At 70.3% G+C, this 22,216-nt stretch carries 15 protein-coding genes and 1 pseudogene; 3 read left to right on the forward strand and 13 right to left on the reverse strand.

Annotation, left to right across the window (positions count from 1 at the left end; all coding sequences use genetic code 11):
• Positions 1 to 10 precede the first annotated feature (10 nt).
• Positions 11 to 1,153 carry an aromatic ring-hydroxylating oxygenase subunit alpha gene (locus ABEA82_RS26180; RefSeq protein ID WP_345664114.1) on the reverse strand — a complete coding sequence of 381 codons (1,143 nt, stop codon included), beginning with the start codon at positions 1,151 to 1,153 and terminating at the stop codon, positions 11 to 13.
• A 193-nt stretch (positions 1,154 to 1,346) separates the two neighbouring features.
• On the opposite strand from ABEA82_RS26180, the gene purU reads away from it, so the two are divergent.
• Both purU and ABEA82_RS26190 read left to right on the forward strand, forming a co-directional pair.
• Positions 1,347 to 2,219, forward strand: a complete 873-nt coding sequence (gene purU, locus ABEA82_RS26185) for a formyltetrahydrofolate deformylase (RefSeq protein WP_345664115.1) — start codon at positions 1,347 to 1,349, stop codon at positions 2,217 to 2,219.
• 55 nt (positions 2,220 to 2,274) lie between these two features.
• Positions 2,275 to 3,066, forward strand: a complete 792-nt coding sequence (locus ABEA82_RS26190; protein WP_345664116.1) for an IclR family transcriptional regulator — start codon at positions 2,275 to 2,277, stop codon at positions 3,064 to 3,066.
• A gap of 109 nt (positions 3,067 to 3,175) precedes the next feature.
• Here ABEA82_RS26190 and ABEA82_RS26195 read toward each other — a convergent pair whose 3' ends face one another.
• The 11 genes from ABEA82_RS26195 to betA form a co-directional block, all read right to left on the reverse strand.
• On the reverse strand, positions 3,176 to 3,781 hold the full coding sequence (locus tag ABEA82_RS26195; protein WP_345664117.1) for a sarcosine oxidase subunit gamma: 606 nt from the start codon (positions 3,779 to 3,781) through the stop codon (positions 3,176 to 3,178).
• A complete protein-coding gene (locus tag ABEA82_RS26200) occupies positions 3,774 to 7,013 on the reverse strand; it encodes a sarcosine oxidase subunit delta family protein (RefSeq protein ID WP_345664118.1) in 3,240 nt (1,079 codons plus the stop codon). The genes ABEA82_RS26195 and ABEA82_RS26200 overlap by 8 nt, the downstream gene beginning before the upstream one ends.
• A 20-nt stretch (positions 7,014 to 7,033) precedes the next feature.
• Complete coding sequence (locus ABEA82_RS26205; protein WP_345664119.1) at positions 7,034 to 8,266, reverse strand: sarcosine oxidase subunit beta family protein; 1,233 nt, start codon at positions 8,264 to 8,266, stop codon at positions 7,034 to 7,036.
• Positions 8,263 to 9,546 carry a serine hydroxymethyltransferase gene (glyA, locus tag ABEA82_RS26210; RefSeq protein WP_345664120.1) on the reverse strand — a complete coding sequence of 428 codons (1,284 nt, stop codon included), beginning with the start codon at positions 9,544 to 9,546 and terminating at the stop codon, positions 8,263 to 8,265. The genes ABEA82_RS26205 and glyA overlap by 4 nt, the downstream gene beginning before the upstream one ends.
• Entirely contained in the window at positions 9,543 to 10,403 is an 861-nt protein-coding gene (locus tag ABEA82_RS26215) for a bifunctional methylenetetrahydrofolate dehydrogenase/methenyltetrahydrofolate cyclohydrolase (protein ID WP_345664121.1), read from the reverse strand. The genes glyA and ABEA82_RS26215 overlap by 4 nt, the downstream gene beginning before the upstream one ends.
• Positions 10,404 to 10,496: 93 nt before the next feature.
• Positions 10,497 to 12,935 (reverse strand): GcvT family protein, encoded by a 2,439-nt coding sequence (locus ABEA82_RS26220; RefSeq protein ID WP_345664122.1) that lies wholly within the window; start codon positions 12,933 to 12,935, stop codon positions 10,497 to 10,499.
• Positions 12,936 to 13,161: 226 nt separating this feature from the next.
• Positions 13,162 to 14,124, reverse strand: coding sequence for an ABC transporter substrate-binding protein (locus ABEA82_RS26225; RefSeq protein ID WP_345664123.1), 963 nt, complete (start codon positions 14,122 to 14,124; stop codon positions 13,162 to 13,164).
• 13 nt (positions 14,125 to 14,137) lie between these two features.
• Positions 14,138 to 16,141, reverse strand: a complete 2,004-nt coding sequence (locus ABEA82_RS26230; protein ID WP_345664125.1) for an ABC transporter permease — start codon at positions 16,139 to 16,141, stop codon at positions 14,138 to 14,140.
• Complete coding sequence (locus ABEA82_RS26235; RefSeq protein WP_345664127.1) at positions 16,141 to 17,229, reverse strand: quaternary amine ABC transporter ATP-binding protein; 1,089 nt, start codon at positions 17,227 to 17,229, stop codon at positions 16,141 to 16,143. The genes ABEA82_RS26230 and ABEA82_RS26235 overlap by 1 nt, the downstream gene beginning before the upstream one ends.
• 20 nt (positions 17,230 to 17,249) lie before the next feature.
• Complete coding sequence (locus ABEA82_RS26240) at positions 17,250 to 18,719, reverse strand: aldehyde dehydrogenase family protein (RefSeq protein ID WP_345664128.1); 1,470 nt, start codon at positions 18,717 to 18,719, stop codon at positions 17,250 to 17,252.
• A gap of 197 nt (positions 18,720 to 18,916) precedes the next feature.
• Positions 18,917 to 20,578, reverse strand: a complete 1,662-nt coding sequence (gene betA, locus ABEA82_RS26245; RefSeq protein WP_345664129.1) for a choline dehydrogenase — start codon at positions 20,576 to 20,578, stop codon at positions 18,917 to 18,919.
• A gap of 209 nt (positions 20,579 to 20,787) precedes the next feature.
• On the opposite strand from betA, the gene ABEA82_RS26250 reads away from it, so the two are divergent.
• Positions 20,788 to 21,534 carry an IclR family transcriptional regulator gene (locus ABEA82_RS26250; RefSeq protein ID WP_345664348.1) on the forward strand — a complete coding sequence of 249 codons (747 nt, stop codon included), beginning with the start codon at positions 20,788 to 20,790 and terminating at the stop codon, positions 21,532 to 21,534.
• 10 nt (positions 21,535 to 21,544) lie between these two features.
• Here the strand turns inward: ABEA82_RS26250 and ABEA82_RS26255 are convergent.
• Positions 21,545 to 22,130, reverse strand: a pseudogene (locus ABEA82_RS26255) (aromatic ring-hydroxylating oxygenase subunit alpha).
• Between the last annotated feature and the right edge of the window lie 86 nt (positions 22,131 to 22,216).

Below are 22,216 nucleotides of genomic sequence, written 5' to 3' on the forward strand. Positions count from 1 at the left end.
CCGGCCACTCCTAGTGCTCCCCGAGGCCCGCGCGGGTGCCGATGCGGTCCTGGACCCAGTCGTGGAACTCGCCGATGTGGTGCTCGCTGGGCACCAGGACGCCGCCCTTGGCGTACAGGCGGGAACTCATCGCCGGCTGGCAGCGCTCACAGGCGTCGAAGTCCTGCCGGTTGACGCGGTCGAACAGCTCCACCGACCGGCTGACGTCCCGGCCGCTCTCCACCACGCCCTTCAGGTACAGCCAGTCGCACTCCACGATGGTCCGGTCGACCCCCACCGGGAACATCCGGTGGAAGATCACATGGTCCGGGACGAGGTTGATGAAGACCTGCGGGCGCACCGTGACCGCGTAGTACCGGCGGTCCTGTTCCTCGGCGACCGTGGGGATGCGGTCCAGGCCCTCCGAGCCGTCGACGGTGAAGCCCTGGACCTCCGAGCCGAACTCGGCGCCGTGCCCCACGTAGTACTGCGCCGCGTAACCGTCGGCGAACTCCGGCAGCACCTCGGTCAGCTCCGGGTGGATGGTCGCGCAGTGGTAGCACTCCATGAAGTTCTCGATGATCAGCTTCCAGTTGGCCTTGACGTCGTAGACGATCCGCCTGCCGACCTCCAGGCTCTCGACGTCGTACCGCTCGATGGACTCCACGTCGCCCAGGCGGGCCACCACGTCCGCGATCACCGACTCCTCGAACGAGGGCGGGTTCTCGGCCAGGCACACCCACACATAGCCCAGCCACTCGCGTACCGCCACGCTCGCGAGCCCGTACTCGGTGCGACCGACGTCCGGCATCTTCGTGAGGTTGGGGGCCGCGACGAGTTTGCCGTTGAGGTCGTAGGTCCAGGCGTGGTACGGGCATTGGAAGGCCCGCTTCACCTCGCCGGACTCCTGTGTGCACAGCTTCGCGCCCCGGTGCCGGCACACGTTGAAGAACGCCCGGACGGAGCCGTCCCGCGAGCGGGTCAGCAGGACGCTCTCCCGCCCGACGTCCACGGTCCTGAAGGCACCCGGCTTCGCCAGTTCCGACGCGCGTGCCGCGCAGAACCACATGGATTCGAAGATGTGCTCCTGCTCCAGGCGGAAGATCTCCGGGGCTGTGTAGTGGTCACCGGGGAGGGTCGCGATCAGGCTCTCCGGCAGGCCGGTCGTAGTCATGGTTCACCTCGAAGTGAAGCGCCCCGGTCGGGCGGCGTGGTTGCCTCATGCGCAACGAGCTGCTTGCTACGCAACTCACAGTGCAGTCCGCCCGACCCACTGTCAAGCCCTTGACCGCAGACCGCCACAGCCAGGACCATGTTGCGTATAAGTCCCACTGTTGCGTAATGCGCACTTCCTCAGGGAGGGCTCAGTGTCTCTTGGACCCACCACCGGCCGCGAGTTCGTCCTCACCCTGTCGTGCCCCGACCGCTCGGGGCTCGTCCACGCCGTCACCGGCTTCCTGGTCCGGCACTCCGGGAACATCCAGGAGAGCCAGCAGTTCGACGACCGGCTGCAGGACCGCTTCTTCATGCGGGTCCACTTCGACGTCTCGGACCCGGGCACCTCGATCGAGGACCTGAAGTCCGGCTTCGCCCCGGTGGCGGAGGCGTACCGGATCTCCTGGCAGCTGTACGACGCGTCGACCCCGACGCGCACACTGATCATGGTGTCGAAGTTCGGGCACTGCCTGAACGACCTGCTCTTCCGCCGGAGCACCGGCTCGCTGAACATCGAGGTGCCGGCGATCGTCTCCAACCACCGCGACTTCGAGCCGCTCGCCGAGAGCTACGGGATCCCGTTCCACCACGTGCCCGTGACCCGGGAGACGAAGCCCGAGGCGGAGGCGCGGCTGCTCCAGCTCGTCGACGAGCTGGACATCGACCTCGTGGTCCTCGCCCGCTACATGCAGATCCTGTCGAACGACCTGTGCAAGCAGCTCGAAGGCCGCGCGATCAACATCCACCACTCGTTCCTGCCGAGCTTCAAGGGCGCCCGGCCCTATGTCCAGGCGCACGAGCGCGGCGTCAAGCTCGTCGGGGCGACGGCCCACTACGTCACCCCGGACCTCGACGAGGGACCCATCATCGAACAGGACGTCATCCGGGTGAACCACGCTCAGCGCCCCGACAGCCTGGTCGCCCTCGGGCGCGACGTCGAGGCGCAGGTCCTGGCCCGGGCGGTGGAATGGCACAGCCAGAGCCGCGTCATGGTCAACGGCAACCGTACGGTCGTCTTCCGCTGAGGAAAATGACCTCCAGCCCCTCACGCCTGTTGACTGTTTCACCTAGAGTTTCGCCATGAGCAACTACGGCGCCGAGTCCGCAGGCGCCCCCAGTGGCGGGGTGCAATCCGTTGACCGTGCTGTCGCCGTGCTGGAGATCCTCGCCCAGCACGGCGAGGCGGGCGTGAGTGAAGTGGCCGCGGCCATCGACGTCCACAAGTCCACCGCCTTCCGTCTGCTCGGCGCGCTGGAAGCACACGGGATGGTCGAGCAGGAGAGCGAACGCGGCAAGTACCGTCTCGGCTTCGGGGTCGTGCGCCTGGCGGGCGCCGTGACCGGCCGTATCGCCGTCACCAAGCACGGGCGGGGGATCTGCGAGCGTCTCGTCGACGACGTGGGCGAGACGATGAACATCGCCGTGCTGGAGTCCCACCACGCGATCAACCTCTACCAGGTGCGCAGTACGTCGGCCATCGCCGCGCAGAACTGGGTGGGACGGCAGACGCCGCTGCACTGCACCTCCAGCGGCAAGGTCCTCCTGGCCCATCTCGGCCGCAGGGACCGCGACGAGCTCCTCGCCGAGGCCGGCCTGCCCCGTCTGACACCGCGCACGGTGACGTCCAGGAAGAAGCTGGAGGCGGACCTGTCGGAAGCCCGCGAGCGGGGCTATGCCATCACGATGGAGGAGTACGAGGAGGGCCTCAACGCCCTGTCGGCTCCCGTGCGTTCGGAGGACGGTGAGATCATCGCCGCCCTCAGCGCGTCGGGGCCCGCCTTCCGGCTGACCGAGGAGCGGATGCGCGCACTGGCACCGGTGGTGGTGGCGGGAGCGGACGAGCTCAGCCGCCGTCTCGGCTACGCGGGCTGAGGCCCGCAAGGGCCCGGCCCGGTCTCCGACCAGGACACGGCCTCGGCTGAAGGCGGCGGTCGGTGACCCGGAGACCGGATCACCGAACCCCGCTTCCGCGGTGCCGGCGTCAGCCGGTCCACTCCACGGCCGCGTCCAGCAGCCAGTCCGTCAGATAGCCGGCGAACGACGAACGGACCAGCACCCAGAAACCGGCCCCGGGGTCGTCACGGGCGACGAGGACGACCTGGGTGCGGCCCAGGGTCGTCTGGGCGCAGCGGCCCGGGCCGAAGACCCGTGGGTGCAGATCCAGCGAGCAGCCGTGGGCCAGCAGGTCGTGGGCCCGGGGGCCCGCCACGAGGAGCGTGGTGCGCTGGGCCGAGACGTCGATGACGGACACGGGCTCGTCGCCCGCGGCCTCCCGGATCCGGCCCTCCAGTTCCCGCTGGCCGCCGGGCGGGCCCACCACGAGCCACTCGTCGGGGCCGAGCCACAGCGCGGTCAGTTCCCCGGCGCGGACGACGGTGTCGGGTTCGACGGGCAGGGGGAGCCCCAGCGCCAGCCCCACGGCGTCCGCCGCCGCTCCCTTGGGGTCGAGGCGCACGTTCACCTGGGTCAGGAAGGGGAGTTCCGCCAGCCGGACCGCGCCCCCGGAGGTGCGGGTCGCGGCGGCCAGCCGGCCGGCGGCGTGCGCCAGGGGGCTGCGGAGCGGGGCGGTCAGGGCGGTGTCAGCCATCGCGGCGGGCTCCCTCGGGGTCGTAGAGGACGGGGCTCGCGACGGTCACCGGGACCAGCCGGTCGCCCACGGGTGCGTAGAGTCGCTCGCCGATGCGGTCCCGGCCGCCCTTGACCAGGGCGAGCGCGAAGGTCCGGCCGAGGGCCGCGCTGCGGTAGCTGGACGTGACGTGGCCGAGCATCGGGACGGGCGGTTCGGGCAGCACACCGCCGGCCACCAGGTGCGTGCCCTCGGGGAGGAACGTTCCCGGGTCCTCGGGGAGCAGCCCGACCAGGTGCTTGCGGTCGGGGCGGGCGGTGTCGGCACGGGCGTGGGACCGCTTGCCGATGAAGTCCCGCTTCTTCTTCGACACCACCCAGGTCATGCCGAGGTCCTGCGGTGTCACGGTGCCGTCGGTGTCCTGCCCGACGATCGGATAGCCCTTCTCCGCGCGCAGGACGTGCATCGTCTCCGTGCCGTACGGGGTGATGCCGTACGGGGCGCCCGCCTCGTGCAGCGCCTCCCACAGGGTGAGCGCCTCCCACGGTGACACGTTGATCTCGTAGGCGAGTTCACCGGAGAAGCTGATCCGGCAGACCCGGGCGTCGATGCCGGCGACGGTCGTGTCCCGCCACGCCATGAACGGGAAGTCGTCGTTGGCGACCGCCAGTCGGGGCGCGAGGGAGCCGAGGACCTCGCGGGACTTCGGGCCGACCAGGGCGACGGTGGCCCACTGCTCGGTCACGGAGGTGCAGTGGACCCGCAGTTCGGGCCACTCCGTCTGGAGCCACTCCTCCATCCAGTCCAGCACGGCGGCCGCGTTGCCCGTGGTCGTGGTGACCGTGAAGCGGTCCTGCGCGAGGCGGATGACCGTGCCGTCGTCGAAGACCATGCCGTCCGGGCGGCACATCACGCCGTAGCGGATCATGCCGACCTTCAGGGTGCTCATCATGTTGGTGTAGAGCAGGTCGAGGAAGACGCCGGCGTCCGGGCCCTGGACGTCGATCTTGCCGAGGGTGGAGGCGTCCATGAAGGCGACGCCCTCACGGGCGGCGGCGCACTCGCGCAGCACCGCCGTCTCCATGCCCTCACCGTCCCGCGGGTAGTACCAGGGGCGCTTCCACTGGCCGACGTTCTCGAAGAGCGCGCCGTGCGCGACGTGCCATGTGTGGAGGGCTGTCGTACGGACCGGGTCGCTCAGCACGCCGCGGTCACGGCCCGCGAGGGCGGCGAAGGAGACCGGCGTGTACGGCGGACGGAACGTGGTCGTGCCGAGCGCCGAGACGTCCACGCCGAGCAGTTCGGCGACCGTGCCACTGGCCAGGACGCCCGAGGTCTTGCCCTGGTCGTTGGCCGTGCCGGCCGTGGTGTAGCGCTTGGTGTGCTCGACCGAACGCATACCGGCGCCGGTCGCGCGGGCCAGGTCGTCGACGGTGACGTCGCGTTGGAGGTCGACGAAACGCGGGGCGCCCTCCCGGCCGGGGACGGTGAAGACCCGCATGGACGGCGTCCGCGGGTGCCCGGGCACCCGGGGCAGACGCGGAGCCTCGGCGGTGTAGCCCTCGGTCTCGATCGCGCGGGCGCCCGCGGCGGCCCCCTGGGCGAGAACCCGTGCCAGGTCGAAGACGCCGCTCGCGCCGCCCGCGACCTCGACGGCCTGCCGGGACGCGTCGGGGACGAAGGTGCCGAGTTCCTCGTCGTAGCGGAGCTTGCCGCCCGCCTGGCTGAACAGGTGCGCCACCGGGTTCCAGCCGCCGGAGACCAGCAGCAGGTCGGCGGCGAACTCCCGTCGGCCTGTCGTCTCTCCGTACGGCGCGACGGTCACGGCGGAGAGACGGGGAGCGCCCTCTGTGGCGATCACGGCGTGGCCCGGCAGCACCTCGATGCCGGCCTGCCGGGCCCGCTGCGCCCACTCCCCCGGCTCGGGGCGGGTGTCGACGATCGCCGTGATGCCGACGCCCGCCGCGGCGAGGTCCAGCGCCGCCGCGTAGGCGCTGTCGTTGGTGGTGAAGACGACCGCGTGACGGCCGGGCAGCACGCCGTGGCGATTGAGGTGGGTGCGGGCGGAGGCGGCCAGCATCACGCCGGGGCGGTCGTTGTCGGCGAAGGCCAGCGAGCGTTCGTGGGCTCCGGTGGCGAGGACGACGCGGCGGGCTCGGATGCGCCAGACGCGTTCACGGGAGACGTGCTCCGGGGCCTCGGCGCCGAGGTGGTTGGTGCGGCGCTCCACGGCGAGGAGGTGGTTGTCGTCGTAGTAGCCGAAGACCGTGGTGCGGCGCAGGACGCGGACGTCGGGGGCGGCGTCGAGCCGGGCGGCCGTCTCGTCCACCCAGTCGAGGAGTTCGCCGGTGCCGAGGAGGCTGCCGCCGGGTTCCGGCTGATCGTCGGCGAGGATGACGCGGGCGCCTGAGCGTACGGCGGCTGACGCCGCGGCGAGGCCGGCCGGGCCCGCGCCCACGACCAGGAGGTCGCAGTGGGTGTGCACGGCGTCGTAGCGGGCGGGGTCCGGTGCGGTGGCGAGGCGGCCCTGGCCGGGGAGGCCGGTCGCGGCGAGGCCGTCGTAGAGCTCGACGGTGGTGGCGGGGAGCATCGGCTCGGGGAACGGTTCCTCGATCTGGACGACCGCGTTGGGTTCCTCGACACCGGCCGAGAAGATGCCACGGGGGCGGCCGAGTTTGATGCTGGTGCCGGTCTGGATGACGCCGTTGGCGAGGAGGGCGGAGGCGAGGGTGTCGCCCTTGTAGCCCTGGTATTCGGTGCCGTCGAAGGTGAAGGTGAGGGGTTCGTCGCGGTGGATTCGGCCGCGGGTGGGGTGGCGGAACGGCTGGGTTGTTTCGCCCCCTCCGCCCCTACCCGTCCCCTCCTGAAGGGGCTCCGCCCCTTCGACCCCGCCGGGGGCTGCGCCCCCAGGCCCCCCTTCGGCCTGGACGGCCTCGTCCTCAAACGCCGGACGGGCTGGGTGTGCCGGACTCGGCTGGAATGCGACCGGGCGCTGCTCCCCCGCCCGGTAGACCGTCAGGATCTCGTTCGTCGACGTGTCCCGTACGGCGTTGAACCAGCGGCGGCAGCCCGCCGAGTGGCTCCAGCGCTCGGCGAAGGGGCCCCTCGGGTTGTCGCGGAAGAAGAGGTAGCGGGACCACTCCTCGTCGGTGAGGGAGGACGGGTCCTGCGGGTACGGCACGTGGGCCTGGCCGCCGTAGTGGAACTCGGCCTCGTCGCGGGGCCCGCACCACGGGCAGGGGATCAGCAGCATGGTTCGGCTCCCTAGTGGTCCTAGTGGGCCACCGCGGCCGCGCCGTGCTCGTCGACGAGCGCGCCGGTGGTGAAACGGTCGAGCGAGAAGGGGGCGTTCAGCGGATGCGGTGTGTCATGGGCGATGGTGTGGGCGTAGACCCAGCCCACGCCCGGGGTGGCCTTGAAACCGCCGGTTCCCCAGCCGCAGTTGAGGTACAGGTTGCCGACCGGGCTGAGCCCGATGATCGGTGAGGCGTCGGGGCTGACGTCGACGATGCCGCCCCAGGTGCGCAGCACGTGGGCGCGGGCGAAGACCGGGAAGAGTTCCAGGGCCGCCGCCATCTGCTCTTCGATGATGTGGAAGGCGCCGCGCTGGGTGTAGGAGTTGTACGAGTCGATGCCCGCGCCCATCACCAGCTCGCCCTTGTGGGCCTGGCTGACGTACACGTGGACGGCGTTGGACATGACGACCGTCGGGTGGACCGGCTCCAGCAGCTCCGACACCAGCGCCTGCAACGGGTGGCTCTGGAGCGGGAGTTCGATGCCTGCCATCGCCGCCAGCACCGAGGTGTGGCCCGCCGAGCACAGGGCCACCTTGCCCGCCGCGATCGGGCCCCGGGTGGTCTGTACTCCGACCACCCGGCCTCCGACCACGTCGAGGCCGGTGACCTCGCAGTTCTGGATGATGTCGATGCCGGCGGCGTCGGCGGAGCGGGCCAGGCCCCACGCCACGTGGTCGTGTTTGGCGATGCCGGCGCGCGGCTGGTAGGTGGCGCCCAGGACGGGATAGCGCACGTCCGGGGAGGTGTTGACGATCGGGCAGACGTCGTTGACACCGTCCGCGTCGAGCCACTCGGCGTCGACGCCGTTGAGGCGGTTGGCCTCGACTCGGCGCACGCTGTCGCGGACGTCCTGGAGGCTGTGGGCGAGGTTCAGTACGCCGCGCTGGGAGAAGAGGATCGGGTAGTCGAGCTCGTCCGCCAGGCCCTCCCACAGTTTGAGCGCGTGCTCGTAGATGCCGGCGCTCTCGTCCCAGAGGTAGTTGGAGCGGATGATGGTGGTGTTGCGGGCCATGTTGCCGCCCGCCAGCCAGCCCTTCTCCAGCACGGCGACGTCGGTGATGCCGTGGTTCTTCGCCAGGTAGTGGGCGGTGGCCAGGCCGTGTCCGCCGCCACCCACGATGACGACGTCGTACGAGCGCTTCGGCTCGGGATTGCGCCACAGCCGGTCGGGGTGTTCCGGGAGCTCGGCGCCGGGGGTGCGGGGGCTCATCGGGCGTCTCCGTTGTCGGACAGGTGGGGGTAGAGAGGGTGCTTGGCGGCCAGTGCCTCGGTGCGGGCGCGCAGGGCGGCAACGTCCGGCCGCGGCTGGAGGGCGAGGGCGATCACGTCCGCCACCTCGGCGAAGTCCTGCTCGGTGAAGCCCCGGGTGGCCAGGGCAGGGGTGCCGATGCGCAGGCCCGAGGTGACCATGGGCGGGCGCGGGTCGAAGGGCACGGCGTTGCGGTTGACGGTGATGCCGATCTCGTGGAGGAGGTCCTCGGCCTGGCGGCCGTCCAGTTCCGAGTCGCGCAGGTCGACGAGGACGAGGTGGACGTCCGTGCCCCCGGTGAGCACCTTCACCCCGGCCGCCGCCGCATCCGGCCGGGTGAGGCGGTCCGCGAGGATGCGGGCGCCCGCGAGGGTGCGGGCCTGGCGTTCGGCGAACTCCGGTGACGCGGCGACCTTGAAGGACACCGCCTTCGCGGCGATGACGTGCTCCAGGGGGCCGCCCTGCATACCGGGGAACACCGCCGAGTTGATCTTCTTGGCGAGGTCGGCCTCATTGGTGAGGATGACGCCGCCGCGCGGGCCGCCGAGGGTCTTGTGCGTCGTGGTGGTAGTGACGTGGGCGTGCGGTACAGGGCTCGGGTGCAGGCCGGCCGCCACCAGCCCGGCGAAGTGCGCCATGTCCACCATCAGCAGGGCGCCCACCTCGTCGGCGATCCGGCGGAAGGCCGCGAAGTCCAGCTGCCTGGGGTACGCCGACCAGCCCGCGATGATCATCTTGGGGCGGTGTTCCTTGGCGAGCCGCTCGACCTCGTCCATGTCGACCAGGTTGTCCGCCTCGGACACGTGGTAGGGCACGATGTTGAGCGTCTTGCCGCTGTAGTTGATGCGCATGCCGTGGGTGAGGTGCCCGCCGTGCGCGAGGTCGAGGCCGAGGACGGTGTCGCCGGGCTGGAGCAGGGCGAAGAAGACGGCGGTGTTCGCCTGGGCGCCCGAGTGCGGCTGCACGTTGGCGAAGCCCGCGCCGAAGAGGGACTTGACCCGCTCGATGGCCAGCCGCTCGGTGACGTCGACGTGTTCGCAGCCGCCGTAGTAGCGGCGGCCCGGGTAGCCCTCGGCGTACTTGTTGGTCGCGACCGAGCCCTGGGCCTCCATCACGGCGGAGGGCGCGAAGTTCTCGGAGGCGATCATCTCCAGGGTGGACTGCTGGCGGTGCAGCTCGGCGCGGAGCGCGGCGTGGACCTCGGGGTCCAGCTCCGCCAGCGGGGTGTTCAGCGCGTTCATACGGCGTTCGCGTTCCTCTCGGCGGCCTCGACGACATTGGCGAGCAGCATGGCCCGGGTCATGGGGCCCACTCCCCCGGGCATCGGCGCGAGCCATCCGGCGACCTGGGCGGCGTCCGGATGGATGTCACCGACCAGCCCCTGGCCGGTGCGGGTGATGCCGACGTCCAGGACGGCCGCGCCGGGACGCAGCATGTCCTTGGTGATCAGCCCGGGTGAGCCGGCGGCCGCGACGACGATGTCCGCCTCGCGCACATGCCAGGCCAGGCCCTTGGTTCCGGTGTGGCAGAGGGTGACGGTGGCGTTCTCGGACCGGCGGGTGAGCAGGAGTCCGATGGGCCGTCCGACCGTGATGCCCCGGCCGATCACACACACCCGCGCTCCGGCGAGCGGTATGTCGTGGCGCCGGAGCAGTTCGACGATGCCGCGCGGGGTGCACGGCAACGGAGCCTCGGCGCCGAGGACGAGCCGGCCGAGGTTGACGGGATGCAGTCCGTCGGCGTCCTTGGCCGGGTCCATGCGCTCCAGCACGGCACCCGCGTCGAGATGGCCCGGCAGTGGCAGCTGGACGATGTAGCCGGTGCAGGCAGGATCGGCATTGAGCTCGTCGACGGTCTCCTCGACCTGCCGCTGCGAGGCGTCGGCGGGCAGCTCCCGGCGGATGGAGGCGATCCCCACCTGGGCACAGTCACGGTGCTTGCCACCGACGTAGGCACGACTGCCCGGATCGTCACCGACCAGGACGGTGCCAAGGCCAGGCGCCCGACCGGTGAGGGCGGTCAGCTTCGCTACGCGCTCGGCGAGTTCACGACGGATGGTGGCAGCAGTGGACTTGCCGTCGAGGAGTTGTGCGGTCACCTGGGGAGCTCCTTCCAAGGAGGCTGAGCCTGAACGCCCCCGAGGGGCGCGGGGAACTGCGCGACAAGCCACGACGCACCCGCAGACGAGAACTCACCCACGAAGACGGGCCATCGCCGGATCGAACAGCGGCTCTTCGGCCACCACGGCCTCGACGGACTGATCGAAGTACCCGATGTGCACGACGGTCCCCGGCTCCGCAAGCTCCACCGGAAGCCACGCATAGGCGATGCCCTTGCCGATCGTGTAGCCATAGGCCGCACTGGTGACATAGCCGACCGCACAGTCCCCGTCGAACACCGGCTCCTTGCCCATGACGACGGCCCGCGGGTCGTCGATCGTGAGGCACGTCAGCCTGCGCCGCACCTCCCCCTTGCGCCGCTCCAACGCCGCCTTCCCGACGAAGTCGTCCTTGTCGAGCTTCACGGCGAAGCCGACCCCGGCCTCGTACGGATCGTGTTCGTACGTCATGTCCGTACCGAAGGACCGGTACCCCTTCTCCAGTCGGAGGCTGTTGAACGCGCCCCTCCCGGCCGCGATGCCGCCCAGCGGCTCCGCCGCACGCCACAGCGTGTCCCACAGCTTCTGGCCCAGGTCCGCGGTGGTGTACAGCTCCCATCCGAGCTCACCGACGTACGACAGCCGCATCGCCGTCACCGGCACGGAGCCGATGTGGGCACGCTTGGCGCGGAAGTACTTCAGGCCGGTGGCCGAGAAGTCGGCGTCGGTGAGGGGCTGGAGGACGTCGCGGGCGCGCGGTCCCCACAGGCCGATGCAGCAGGTGCCGGGGGTGATGTCGCGGACCTGGACGGTGCCGTCGGCGGGGAGGTGGCGGGTGAACCAGTCGAGGTCCAGGTTGCCGTTGGCACCGACCTGGAAGAGGTCGGGGGCCAGCCGCGCGACGGTGATGTCGCTGCGGATGCCGCCGTCGTGGTCGAGGAGCAGGGTGTACGTCACCGAGCCGACGGACTTGGCGACCTTGCCGGTGCACAGCCGTTCCAGGAACTCGCCGGCGCCGCGGCCGCTGACCTCCAGCCGCTTGAGGGCCGTCATGTCGTACATCGCGACGGTCTCGCGGGTGGTCTGGGCCTCGGCGGCGACGACGGGCGACCAGTAGCGCGCGGCCCAGTCGTTCGGGGTGACGACCGAACGGCCTTCGACCAGGCCCGCGTTGGCTTCGTACCACTGGGGCCGCTCCCAGCCGTTCGCCTCCAGGAAGAAGGCGCCCAGTTCCTGCTGGCGGGTGTGGAACGGGCTGGTGCGGATCGGGCGCGGGTCTCCCGACGGCTGGAGCGGGTGCAGGATGTCGTAGACCTCGACGAAGTTCTGGCAGTCGCGGGCCAGTACGTACTCCGGGGAGAGCTGGTGCGGTTCAAAACGGTTGACGTCGCACTCGTGCAGGTCGAACGAGGAGCAGTAGCCGTCGACCAGCCACTCGGCCATGGCCCGCCCGACGCCCGCGGAGTGGGTGACCCAGACGGCCTCGGCCACCCAGAAGCCCTTGACGTCCGGGGACTCACCGAGCAGGGGCAGGCCGTCGGTGGTGAAGGAGAACAGGCCGTTGATGCCCTCCTCGACCTTGGCGTCCCTCGTCGCGGGGAGCAGTGACCGCGTCTCGCTCCAGGCCTCCTCGAAGTCCTCCTCGGTGAACTTCAGGACGGAGGGCATCTCCTCGGCCTCGTCCACGGAGAGGATGTCGTCGGCGGAGACCGGCATCGGGCGGTGGCCGTAGTAGCCGATGCCCAGGGTGTCGAAGCGGTCGCGGTAGTAGAGGTCGGCGTCCTGGTGGCGCAGGATCGGGCGGACCGCCTCCCGCGTCTGGCCGGCCAGGGCCGGTACCGGGCCCGTCCAGGCGAGCTGGTGGCCGAGCGGCGTGAGCGGGAGGTTCATGCCGACCATGCGGGCGATCTTCGGCCCCCAGATGCCGGCGCAGCAGACGACGATGTCGGCGGGGATCTCGCCCTGGTCGGTGAGGACGCCGGTCACCTCGCCCTCGGCCCTTGGGACGTCGAGGACTTCGTGGCGGGCGAGGAAACGTACGCCGCGCTCGGTGGCCCGGCGGATCTGCGCCTCGACGGCGAGGACCGCCTTCGCGAGGCCGTCCGTCGGGACGAGGAGACCGGCGAGGACCCTGTCCGGGTTGACGAGCGGGTGCTGTTCGACGCACTCCTCGGTGCCCAGCAGCCGGGATTCGATGCCCCAGGAGGAGAGCCAGCCGTGGCGCCGCTGGAGTTCGGCGACGCGCTCCGGGCTGGTCGCCACCTCCAGGCCGCCGACCTGGAGGAAGCAGGGCTGCCCGTCGACGTCGAGCGAGCAGAACTTCTCGACGGTGTAACGGGCCATCTCGGTCATGGTCTTGGAGGGGTTGGTCTGGAAGACCAGGCCCGGGGCGTGCGACGACGATCCCCCGGTGGCGGGCAGCGGGCCCTGGTCGACCACGGTCACTTCGGTCCAGCCTCGCGCGGAGATCTCGTCGGCGAGCGCGGCCCCCACGACGCCCGCTCCGATGATGACCACCCGGGGTCCCGCCATCGCCGCACCTCCGACGTTGAAAGCGTCCAGTTGCTTTGTGCGCAACAAGGTTCAGGTTGCGCAACTCAATGTGCCCGCCGTGAAGAGACGTGTCAAGGGGTCCGAGACGGCGGAAAAGCGCCCCGCGGCGACAGGGCGGAATCACCGCGAAACGGCAAGGCCCGGCAGGCTGAGGGCACAGCCTGCCGGGCCTTCCCGGCGGGGGTTCACAGGGCGGTCGGGCGCCCTACTTGATCCAGGCGTCGACCTTGTCGCGGTTGGCCTCGACCCACTTCTTCGCCGCGGCCTCGGGCGCCATCTTGTCCACCGCGATGTACTTGGCCACGGTGTTCTGGTCGTCGTTGGTCCAGGTGAAGTTCTTCACCAGGTCGTAGGCCGGGCTGCCCGACTTGGCGAACTTGGCACTGACGATCTTGTCGAGCTTGTACACGGGATAGTCGCAGGCGACCTTCTCGGCGTCGGCGTCGCAGCCCGCCTTGTACGCGGGCAGGCCGACCTTCTTCAGCGGCACCTCGGACATGAACCACTGCGGCTCGTAGAAGTAGCCGATCACCCACTGCTTGTTCTTCTCGGCGTTGCGGTACGCCTGGATGAGGGCGGTCTCGCTGCCCGCGTACACCACCTTGAAGTCCAGCTTCAGGTTCTTCACCAGGGCCTCGTCGTTGGTGACGTACGACGGGTCGCCGTCGAGGAGCTGGCCCTTGCCGCCCGACTCCGAGGTCTTGAACTTCGACGCGTACTTGTTCAGGTTCTTCCAGTCGAGGATGTCCGGGTGCGCCTTCGCCAGCCACGGCGGCACGTACCAGCCGATGAGGCCCTTGTTGCCGGTCGGGCCCGCCTCGACGGCCGTCTTCTGCTGGGTGATGTACTTCTTCTTCAGATCGTCGTGGCCCCAGTTCTCGACGACGGCGTCGACCTCGCCCGTGCCGAAGCCCTGCCAGGCGATCTCCTCCTTGAGGTCCTTCTGCTCGACCTTGCAGCCGAGATCGTGTTCGGCGACGTACGCGAGGACCGCCGCGTTCGCCTCGTAGCCCACCCACGGGTTGATCGCGAGGTTGAAGGTGCCGCACTTGCCCTTGCCGCCCGAGCCGCCCGCGCTGTCCTCGCCGACCTTCGCGCCTCCGCAGGCCGTGAGGGTGAGGCCGAGGACGGCCAGGCCGGCCGCGCCGGCTCTCCAGTGTCGTGCCATGGTGTGGTGCTCCTTATGCGCTGGTGCGGCGAGCCGCTGCCTGAGTGATCCGGTCGAACATGACTCCGAGCAGGACGATGGCGAGCCCGGCCGCGAGTCCCTTGCCGTACAGCTGGCCCTGCGAGAACCCGGCCACGACGTCGTAGCCGAGGGCGCCCGCTCCCACCAGGCCGCCCACGACGACCATCGACAGCACGTAGATGAGGCCCTGGTTGGTCGCGAGGGTCAGTGCGCCGCGCGACATCGGCAGCTGCACCTTGGTGATGATCTGCCAGGTGTTGCACCCGGTGGACGTGGCCGCCTCGACGGTGGTCGCGGGCACGGCCCGCACGCCGTCGGCGATGATCTTGATGGCGACGGGCGCCGCGTAGACGACGGCGGCGACGATGGCCGTGAACCGTGTCGCGCCGAACAGCGCGAGGAACGGCACGAGATAGACGAACGGCGGCATGACCTGCGCCGCGTCCAGGGAGGGCCGCAGCAGCCGGTCCACGAGCGCGCTGCGTCCCATCCACACCCCGAGGACGACGCCGAGCAGCATCACCAGCACGGTCGCCACCGCGGTGGAGGCCAGCGTCGTCATGGCGTCCGACCACACGCCGGTGGCGACCAGCAGGCCCACACAGACGGCGGTGGTGGCCCCGGCGCGCCATCCGCCGAGCACCGCGCCGACGGCGACGAGGGCGGCGCCGACGAGCCACCACGGAGAGTCGGTCAGCAGGGCCTGGAACGGGTTGAGCAGGCCGTTGGTCAGGGCGTCGCGGAAGGCGTTGGTCAGGCCCGAGAGGTTGTCCTGCGCCCAGGTGGTCACGTCGGCCGCGGCCTTGGCGATGCTGCTGCCGATGCCGCCGTCGCCGGGGAACTCGGCCGCCCACACATAGGTGTGCGACAGGTACACCAGCACCAGCGCGGCCACTCCCCCGGCCGCGAGCAGCTGCCGCCGCCACTTGACGAGCGGGCTGTCCGAGCCGCGGGCGGTGTCCGCGCGTGCGCTCGCCGCGGTGGTGACCCGGTCCAGGACGATGGCCATGACGACGATGGCCAGACCGGCGTTGAAGGCCGTGCCGACGTCGAGCGACTGCAGCGCCTGGACGACGGTCTTGCCGAGGCCGGGCGCGTCGATCAGGGCCGCGATGGTCACCATGGCCAGGGCGGCCATGATGGTCTGGTTGACGCCCATCACCACGGTCCGTCTGGACATCGGCAGCAGGACCTTCAGCAGCGCCTGCCGCCGCGTCGCGCCCAGCGAGTCCGCCGCCTCCACGGTGGTCTCCGGTACGGAGCGGATGGCGTGGGCGGTGATGCGGATCGCCGGTGGGGCCGCGTAGATCGCGGTGGCGATCGTGGCGGAGGCCGGACCGATCAGGAAGAAGAGGGTCAGCGGCGCCAGATAGACGAAGGTCGGCATCGTCTGCATGAAGTCCAGGAACGGCGTGACGATCCGGTGGAACCGGTCCGACAGTCCGGCCCACACGCCCAGGGGGATGGCGAACAGCAGCGCCACGAAAACGGCCGAGACGGTGAGTGCCAGGGTGTCCATGCTCTCCTGCCACAGGCCCTGAAGGCCCAGGAAGGTGAAGCCGGCCACCGCCAGCAGCGCGACCCGCCAGTTGCCGACGGCCCAGGAGAGGTAACCGGCGATGCCGACGACACCCAGCCAGCCGATCTGCGGAACCGGGCGGCCCGCGCCCGGCTGTGAGATCAGCTCCTGGACGAAGGTCACCAGGGTGTCGATGACCAGGCGGATCTCGTTGAAGAAGTAGAGGAAGAGCGGGTTGGAGTTGCGGTCGGCGCCGATCGAGTCGTTGACGTCGTTGAACCACCGGTGCAGATCGGTCAGGTCGGCCGCCGCGAGGGACAGGGTCTGTCTGCCGCGCAGCACGGCGAAGAGCACCAGCCAGACGATCAGGATCGCGGCCACCACCAGGGAGCGGTTGACCGTCCGCACACGCCGGGCGGGAGCGGGTGGGCGCTCCTCGGTCCCGGTCTTCCGCGGTTTCTCGACGGCGACGGTCATCACGCGTCGCCTTCCTGCCCGGCGACCACCGCGAGGATCTCCTCGTCGCCGACGATGCCGAGCAGCTTGCCGTTCTCGACGACCTTGACCGGCTTCTCGGCGGCGAGCACCGCCCGGGTGGCCTCCTTCACCACGACGTCCGGTCCCAGCTCGGGGCCGTCCAGGGGGTCGCCGGGTTCCGCCGGGCGCATGATCCACCGCAGGGTCAGCACGTCCCCGCGGGGCACGTCCCGGACGAAGTCGCGTACGTAGTCGTCCGCGGGGGCGCCGACGAGTTCGTCGCCGGTGCCGCACTGGACCGTCCGGCCGTCGCGCATGATGAGGATGCGGTCGCCCAGCCGCAGCGCCTCGGACAGGTCGTGGGTGATGAACACCATCGTCTTGCCGACCTCGTGGTGCAGCCGGACGACCTCGTTCTGCATGTCACGGCGGATCAGCGGGTCGAGCGCCGAGAACGGCTCGTCGAAGAGGAGCACGTCCGGGTCGCCGGCCAGGGCGCGGGCGAGGCCGACACGCTGCTGCATACCGCCGGAGAGCTGGTCGGGGTAGGAGTTCTCGTACCCCGAGAGGCCGACGAGTTCGACGACCTCCAGCGCGCGCCTGGTGCGCTCGGCTCTGCTCATGCCGCGGATCTCCAGGCCGAACGCCACGTTGTCGACGACCCGGCGGTGCGGCAGCAGCCCGAAGTGCTGGAAGACCATGGAGAACTTGCTGCGCCGCAGTTCGCGCAGGCGGCCGGCGTCCGCGTCGCGGATGTTCTCGCCCTCGAAGAGGATCTCGCCGGCGGTGGGTTCGATCAGCCGGGTCAGACAGCGGACCAGGGTGGACTTGCCGGAGCCGGACAGGCCCATGACGACGAACACCTCGCCGGGCGCGACCTCGAAATCCACGTCGCGCACGGCGGCGGTGCATCCGGTGCGGTCCATCAGTTCGCGCCGGGTGAGTCCGCGCAGTTCCTCGGAGCCCGGTACCTGGTCCGCCTTCGGCCCGAACACCTTCCACAGCTCGCGCACGGAGATGACCGGCGTGGGGGCCGGATCCCGGGGGGTGTCGCGCCGCCGTGGCGCCTCGGTCGTTGCTGGGGTCATGTTCGACCTCTTTTCGGCGATCAGCCGCGGAACCAGTGCTGCGGCCGGGGTTGGATGTTCTGCCAGATGTGTTTGGGCTCCCGGTACTCGTCCAGGCCGGTCGGGCCCAGTTCGCGGCCCACGCCGGAGTGCCCGAACCCGCCCCATTCCGCCTGCGGTACATAGGGGTGGTAGTCGTTGATCCAGACCGTGCCGTGGCGCAGCCGGCGAGCCACCCGCTGGGCCTTGCCTGCGTCCTGGGTCCACACGGCCCCGGCGAGTCCGTACTCGGTGTCGTTGGCGATGCGGATCGCGTCGTCCTCGTCGGTGAAGCGCTCCACGGTGAGTACAGGTCCGAAGGACTCCTCGTGCACCACGCGCATGTGCTGACCGCACCCGTCGAGCACGGTCGGCGGGTAGAAGTGGCCGCTGACCAGGCCCGGGTCGTCGGGGCGTTCGCCTCCGCAGCGCAGGACGGCGCCCTCGGCGAGTCCGGCCGCGACGTAGGCCTCGACCTTCGCCAGGTGCTGTGCGGAGATCAGCGGGCCGGTGTCGGCCTGCGGGTCGAAGGGGCCGCCGAGCCGGATCCGCCGGGCGCGGCGGACCACCTCGTCGACGAACCGGTCGTGCAGCGTGTCCTCGACGATCAGCCGGGCGCCGGCCGAGCAGACCTGCCCGGAATGCAGGAAGACGGCCGTGAGCGCGAAGTCCACGGCCGTCTCGAAGTCGGCGTCGGCGAAGACGACGTTGGGGTTCTTGCCGCCGAGTTCCAGCGCGACCTTCTTCACGGTCGCGGCGGCGGTGGCCATGATGCGTCTGCCGGTGTCCAGGCCGCCGGTGAAGGACACCATGTCGACGGCGGGGTGCTCGGCGAGCGGTGCGCCCACCTCGGGTCCGGTCCCGAGGACGAGGTTGGCGGCTCCGTCCGGGAGGCCGGCCTCCTCCAGGGCCCGCATCAGCAGGATCGAGGTGGAGGGGGTGAGCTCGCTGGGCTTGAGGACGATCGTGTTGCCGGCGAGGAGAGCGGGTGCGACCTTCCAGCTCGCCTGGAGCAGCGGATAGTTCCAGGGGGTGATCAGGGCGCACACGCCGATCGGCTCGTACACGACGCGGCTGACGGCGTCGTCGCGGCCGGTGTCGATCACCCGGCCGGCGTCGGTGCCGCCGAGGCCTCCGTAGTGGCGGAGGCAGGAGACGACGTCGGCGATGTCGTACTCGCTCTCCACCAGCCGTTTGCCGGTGTCCAGTGATTCGGCGCGGGCGAACGCGTCGGCGTCGCGTTCGACGATGTCGGCGGTGCGCAGCAGGAGCGACCCGCGCTCGCGCTCGGGGGTGCGCGGCCAGGGGCCTTCGTCGAAGGCGCGGCGGGCGGCGTCGACGGCCGCCGCGGCGTCGGGGCGGGTGCCTTCGGAGACGGTCACGGAGAGCGTGCCGTCGGCAGGACACCGGATGTCCCGGTGGCCTCCTGCCACCGGTTCCCGCCACTTTCCATCCACGAACAGGTCTGCCACGTCGGGAGCCCTTCGAGCGAATCGCGTTGCGCATCGCGCACCGTATTGCTTGTGGTGGAACACTCTGGATAAGGCGGGAACCCACGTCAAGGGGTTGACCGATGACGTTTTCGCCACGGAGGCAGTCCGGAGAGCGTGTCGCCGACAGGCCCGGAACGCCTCGGTTTCGGGCCGATCAGCTGTCTGAAAACTGCACGTTACGCGGGTGCGTCGCGGTACCGGTAGTACTCGGCCTTGGACGGCGGCAGCGGCTCCTTGCCGAGGATGAGGTCGGCCGCCTTCTCGGCGATCATCATCACCGGCGCGTAGATGTTGCCGTTGGTGATGTAGGGCATGACGGAGGCGTCGACGACCCGGAGCCCCTCCATCCCGTGCACCCGCAGGTCGGCCGGGTCCACGACCGCCATCTCGTCGGTGCCCATCTTGCAGGTGCACGACGGGTGCAGCGCGGTCTCGCCGTCCTTGGCGACCCAGGCGAGGATCTCCTCGTCGGTCTCGACGGACGGTCCGGGCGAGATCTCCCCGGCGTTGTACGGGGCCATGGCGGGCTGGTTGAGCAGTTCGCGGGCGACCCTGACGGCCTCGACCCACTCGCGGCGGTCCTGTTCGGTGGACAGGTAGTTGAAGCGCAGCGCGGGGTGTTCGGCCGGGTCCCTGCTCTTGATCTTCACCGAGCCGATGGCGTCGGAGTACATGGGCCCGACGTGCACCTGGTAGCCGTGGCCTCCGGCGGGGACGGAGCCGTCGTAGCGGACCGCGACGGGCAGGAAGTGGAACATCAGGTTGGGGTAGTCCACGTCCTCGTTGCCGCGGACGAAGCCGCCCGCCTCGAAGTGGTTGGTGGCGGCGGGGCCGGTGCGCAGGAGCCACTGCAGGCCGATGAAGGGGGCGCGCCACTTCGCGAGGTAGGGCTGCATGGAGACGGGCCGCTTGCAGGCGTACTGGATGTATACCTCCAGGTGGTCCTGGAGGTTCTCGCCGACACCCGGCAGATCGTGGACGACGTCGATGCCGAGCGCGCTCAGCTCCTCGGCGTTGCCGACGCCGGAGAGCTGGAGCAGTTGCGGGGAGTTGATCGCACCTCCGCAGAGGATGATCTCGCGGGCACGGACCTGCTGGGGTCTGCCGCGACCGCGCCGGTACTCGACGCCGACGGCCCGTTTGCCCTCGAAGAGGACGCGGGTGACCAGGGCACGGGTGGTGACGGTGAGGTTGGGCCGCTTCCGCACGGGCTTGAGGTACGCCTTCGCGGCCGACAGCCGGCGCCCGCGGTGCACGTTGCGGTCGAACCTGGCGAAGCCTTCCTGCCGGTAGCCGTTCACGTCCTCGGTGGGAGCGTGTCCCGCCTCCTCGGTGGCCTTGAGGAAGGCCTCGAAGAGCGGGCTGGTCCCGGGTCCGCGTTCGAGGACGAGGGGACCGTCGTGGCCGCGGAACTCGTCGTCCGGGTCGGCGGCCAGGCAGTTCTCCATCCGCCGGAAGTAGGGCAGGCAGTGCGCGTAGTCCCAGGTCTCCATGCCGGGGTCGGCGGCCCAGCGCTCGTAGTCCATGGGGTTGCCCCGCTGGAAGATCATGCCGTTGATGCTGCTGGAACCGCCCAGCACCTTGCCTCGCGCGTGGTAGACGCGCCGCCCGCCCATGTGGGGCTCCGGTTCGGACTCGTACTTCCAGTCGTAGAAGCGGCTGCCGATCGGGTAGGTCAGTGCCGCGGGCATGTGGATGAAGACGTCCCAGGGGTAGTCGGGCCTGCCCGCCTCCAGGACCAGCACGCGGTTGCCCGGGTCGGCGGAGAGGCGGTTGGCCAGTGCGCTGCCGGCCGATCCACCACCTACGATGACGAAGTCGTACTGCACGTGAGCCATGAGGCCTCGTCTCGCTAGCGCCGTAGAGAATGCGCGGCATGCTAGTACCGGTATCTCCATGCGCACCAGGTTGCGAACAGCGCAACTTCCCGATTGTCTGTGCAAAGCCCGTGACCTGCACCGGTGTCGCCTATGTTTAACGCCCGTATAGTTGCGTCGTGAGCAACTACCATGCAGATACCGAAACGACAAGTGCGCCGACGGGCGGGGTGCAGTCCGTCGACCGCGCCATCACCGTGCTGGAGATCCTGGCCCGGCGCGGCGAGGCCGGCGTCAGCGAGGTGGCCGCCGAGATCGACGTCCACAAGTCCACCGCGTTCCGGCTGCTCGGCGCCCTGGAGGTGCGCGGCCTGGTGGAGCAGGCGGGCGAGCGCGGCAAGTACCGCCTCGGTTTCGGCATCGTCCGTCTCGCGGGCGCGGTCACCGGGCGGATCGACATCACCCAGCAGAGCCGCCCGGTCTGCGAGCGTCTCGCCGAGGAGATCGGCGAGACCGTGAACCTCGCGGTGATGCAGGAGCAGTACGCGATCAACCTGTACCAGGTGCGCGGTCCGGGTGCCGTCACGGCGTTCAACTGGGTCGGCCAGCTGACGCCGCTGCACGCCACGTCCAGCGGCAAGATCCTGCTGGCCCACATGCCGCCGAAGGAGCGTGCCGCGCTGCTGTCGCAGGCGGGCCTGAAGAAGATGACGCCCCGCACTCTGACCGCGAAGACGAAGCTCGAGAAGAACCTCGCCGAGGCGCGGGAGCGTGGCTACTCCTGGACTCTGGAGGAGTTCGAGGAAGGGCTGCACGCGATGGCCGCTCCGGTCCGCAACAGGGACGGAGAGGTCATCGCTGCGATCAGCGCCTCGGGACCGGCGTACCGGCTCACCGAGGACCGTATGCACGACTTCGCTCCGGTGCTGATCAAGGGCGCGGAAGAGATCAGCCACCGGATGGGCTACCTGGGCTGACCCCGCCGCGCTACTGCGGCCGCCCCGCGTCCAGCCGCTCCTGGACGAAGGCGTGGAACGCGCCGATGTGATGCTCGCTGGGCACGAGCACTCCGCCCTTGGCATACAGCCGGGAGCTCATGGCGGGCTGGCAGCGCTCGCACGCGTCGAAGTCCTGCCGGTTGACACGGTCGAAGAGCTCCACCGACCGGCTGACGTCCTTGCCGCTCTCGACGACGTGCTTGAGGAAGAGCCAGTCGCACTCGACGATCGTGCGGTCCGCGGCGACCGGGTACATCCGGTGGAAGACGACATGGGCATTGGAAGGCGCGTTTGACCTCGCCCGCCTCCGTTGTGCAGAGCTTGGCTCCGCGGTGCCGGCAGACGTTGAGGAAGGCACGGACGGAGTTGTCCCGTGCCCGGGTGACGAGGATGCTCTCGCGGCCCACCTGCACGGTCCGGAAGGCACCGGGCCTGGCGAGGTCGGCTGAGCGCACGGCGCAGAACCACATCGCCTCGAAGATGTGCTCCTGCTCCTGGGCGAAGATCGCCGGATCCATGTAGGAGGAGCCGGGGAGGGTGGCGATCAGGCTTTCCGGCAGACCGGTCGAGGTCACAGGGCACTCCTCGGGGGAACGTCGCGGATCGGGCCTGCACGCGCGGGGACGAGCTGCACCGGGCGCCGTCGGGCAAGGAGCCGCGC

The organism is Streptomyces venetus (genome assembly GCF_039540295.1).
In the GTDB taxonomy this organism is placed as follows: domain Bacteria; phylum Actinomycetota; class Actinomycetes; order Streptomycetales; family Streptomycetaceae; genus Streptomyces; species Streptomyces venetus.

What these genes read in the sequence shown, in the direction of transcription:
- ABEA82_RS26180 (WP_345664114.1), bottom strand. Translation starts at nt 1,153, where the DNA reads ATGACTACGACCGGCCTGCCGGAGAGCCTGATCGCGACCCTCCCCGGT.
- ABEA82_RS26190 (WP_345664116.1), top strand. Translation starts at nt 2,275, where the DNA reads ATGAGCAACTACGGCGCCGAGTCCGCAGGCGCCCCCAGTGGCGGGGTG.
- ABEA82_RS26195 (WP_345664117.1), bottom strand. Translation starts at nt 3,781, where the DNA reads ATGGCTGACACCGCCCTGACCGCCCCGCTCCGCAGCCCCCTGGCGCAC.
- ABEA82_RS26200 (WP_345664118.1), bottom strand. Translation starts at nt 7,013, where the DNA reads ATGCTGCTGATCCCCTGCCCGTGGTGCGGGCCCCGCGACGAGGCCGAG.
- ABEA82_RS26205 (WP_345664119.1), bottom strand. Translation starts at nt 8,266, where the DNA reads ATGAGCCCCCGCACCCCCGGCGCCGAGCTCCCGGAACACCCCGACCGG.
- glyA (WP_345664120.1), bottom strand. Translation starts at nt 9,546, where the DNA reads ATGAACGCGCTGAACACCCCGCTGGCGGAGCTGGACCCCGAGGTCCAC.
- ABEA82_RS26220 (WP_345664122.1), bottom strand. Translation starts at nt 12,935, where the DNA reads ATGGCGGGACCCCGGGTGGTCATCATCGGAGCGGGCGTCGTGGGGGCC.
- ABEA82_RS26225 (WP_345664123.1), bottom strand. Translation starts at nt 14,124, where the DNA reads ATGGCACGACACTGGAGAGCCGGCGCGGCCGGCCTGGCCGTCCTCGGC.
- ABEA82_RS26230 (WP_345664125.1), bottom strand. Translation starts at nt 16,141, where the DNA reads ATGACCGTCGCCGTCGAGAAACCGCGGAAGACCGGGACCGAGGAGCGC.
- ABEA82_RS26235 (WP_345664127.1), bottom strand. Translation starts at nt 17,229, where the DNA reads ATGACCCCAGCAACGACCGAGGCGCCACGGCGGCGCGACACCCCCCGG.
- betA (WP_345664129.1), bottom strand. Translation starts at nt 20,578, where the DNA reads ATGGCTCACGTGCAGTACGACTTCGTCATCGTAGGTGGTGGATCGGCC.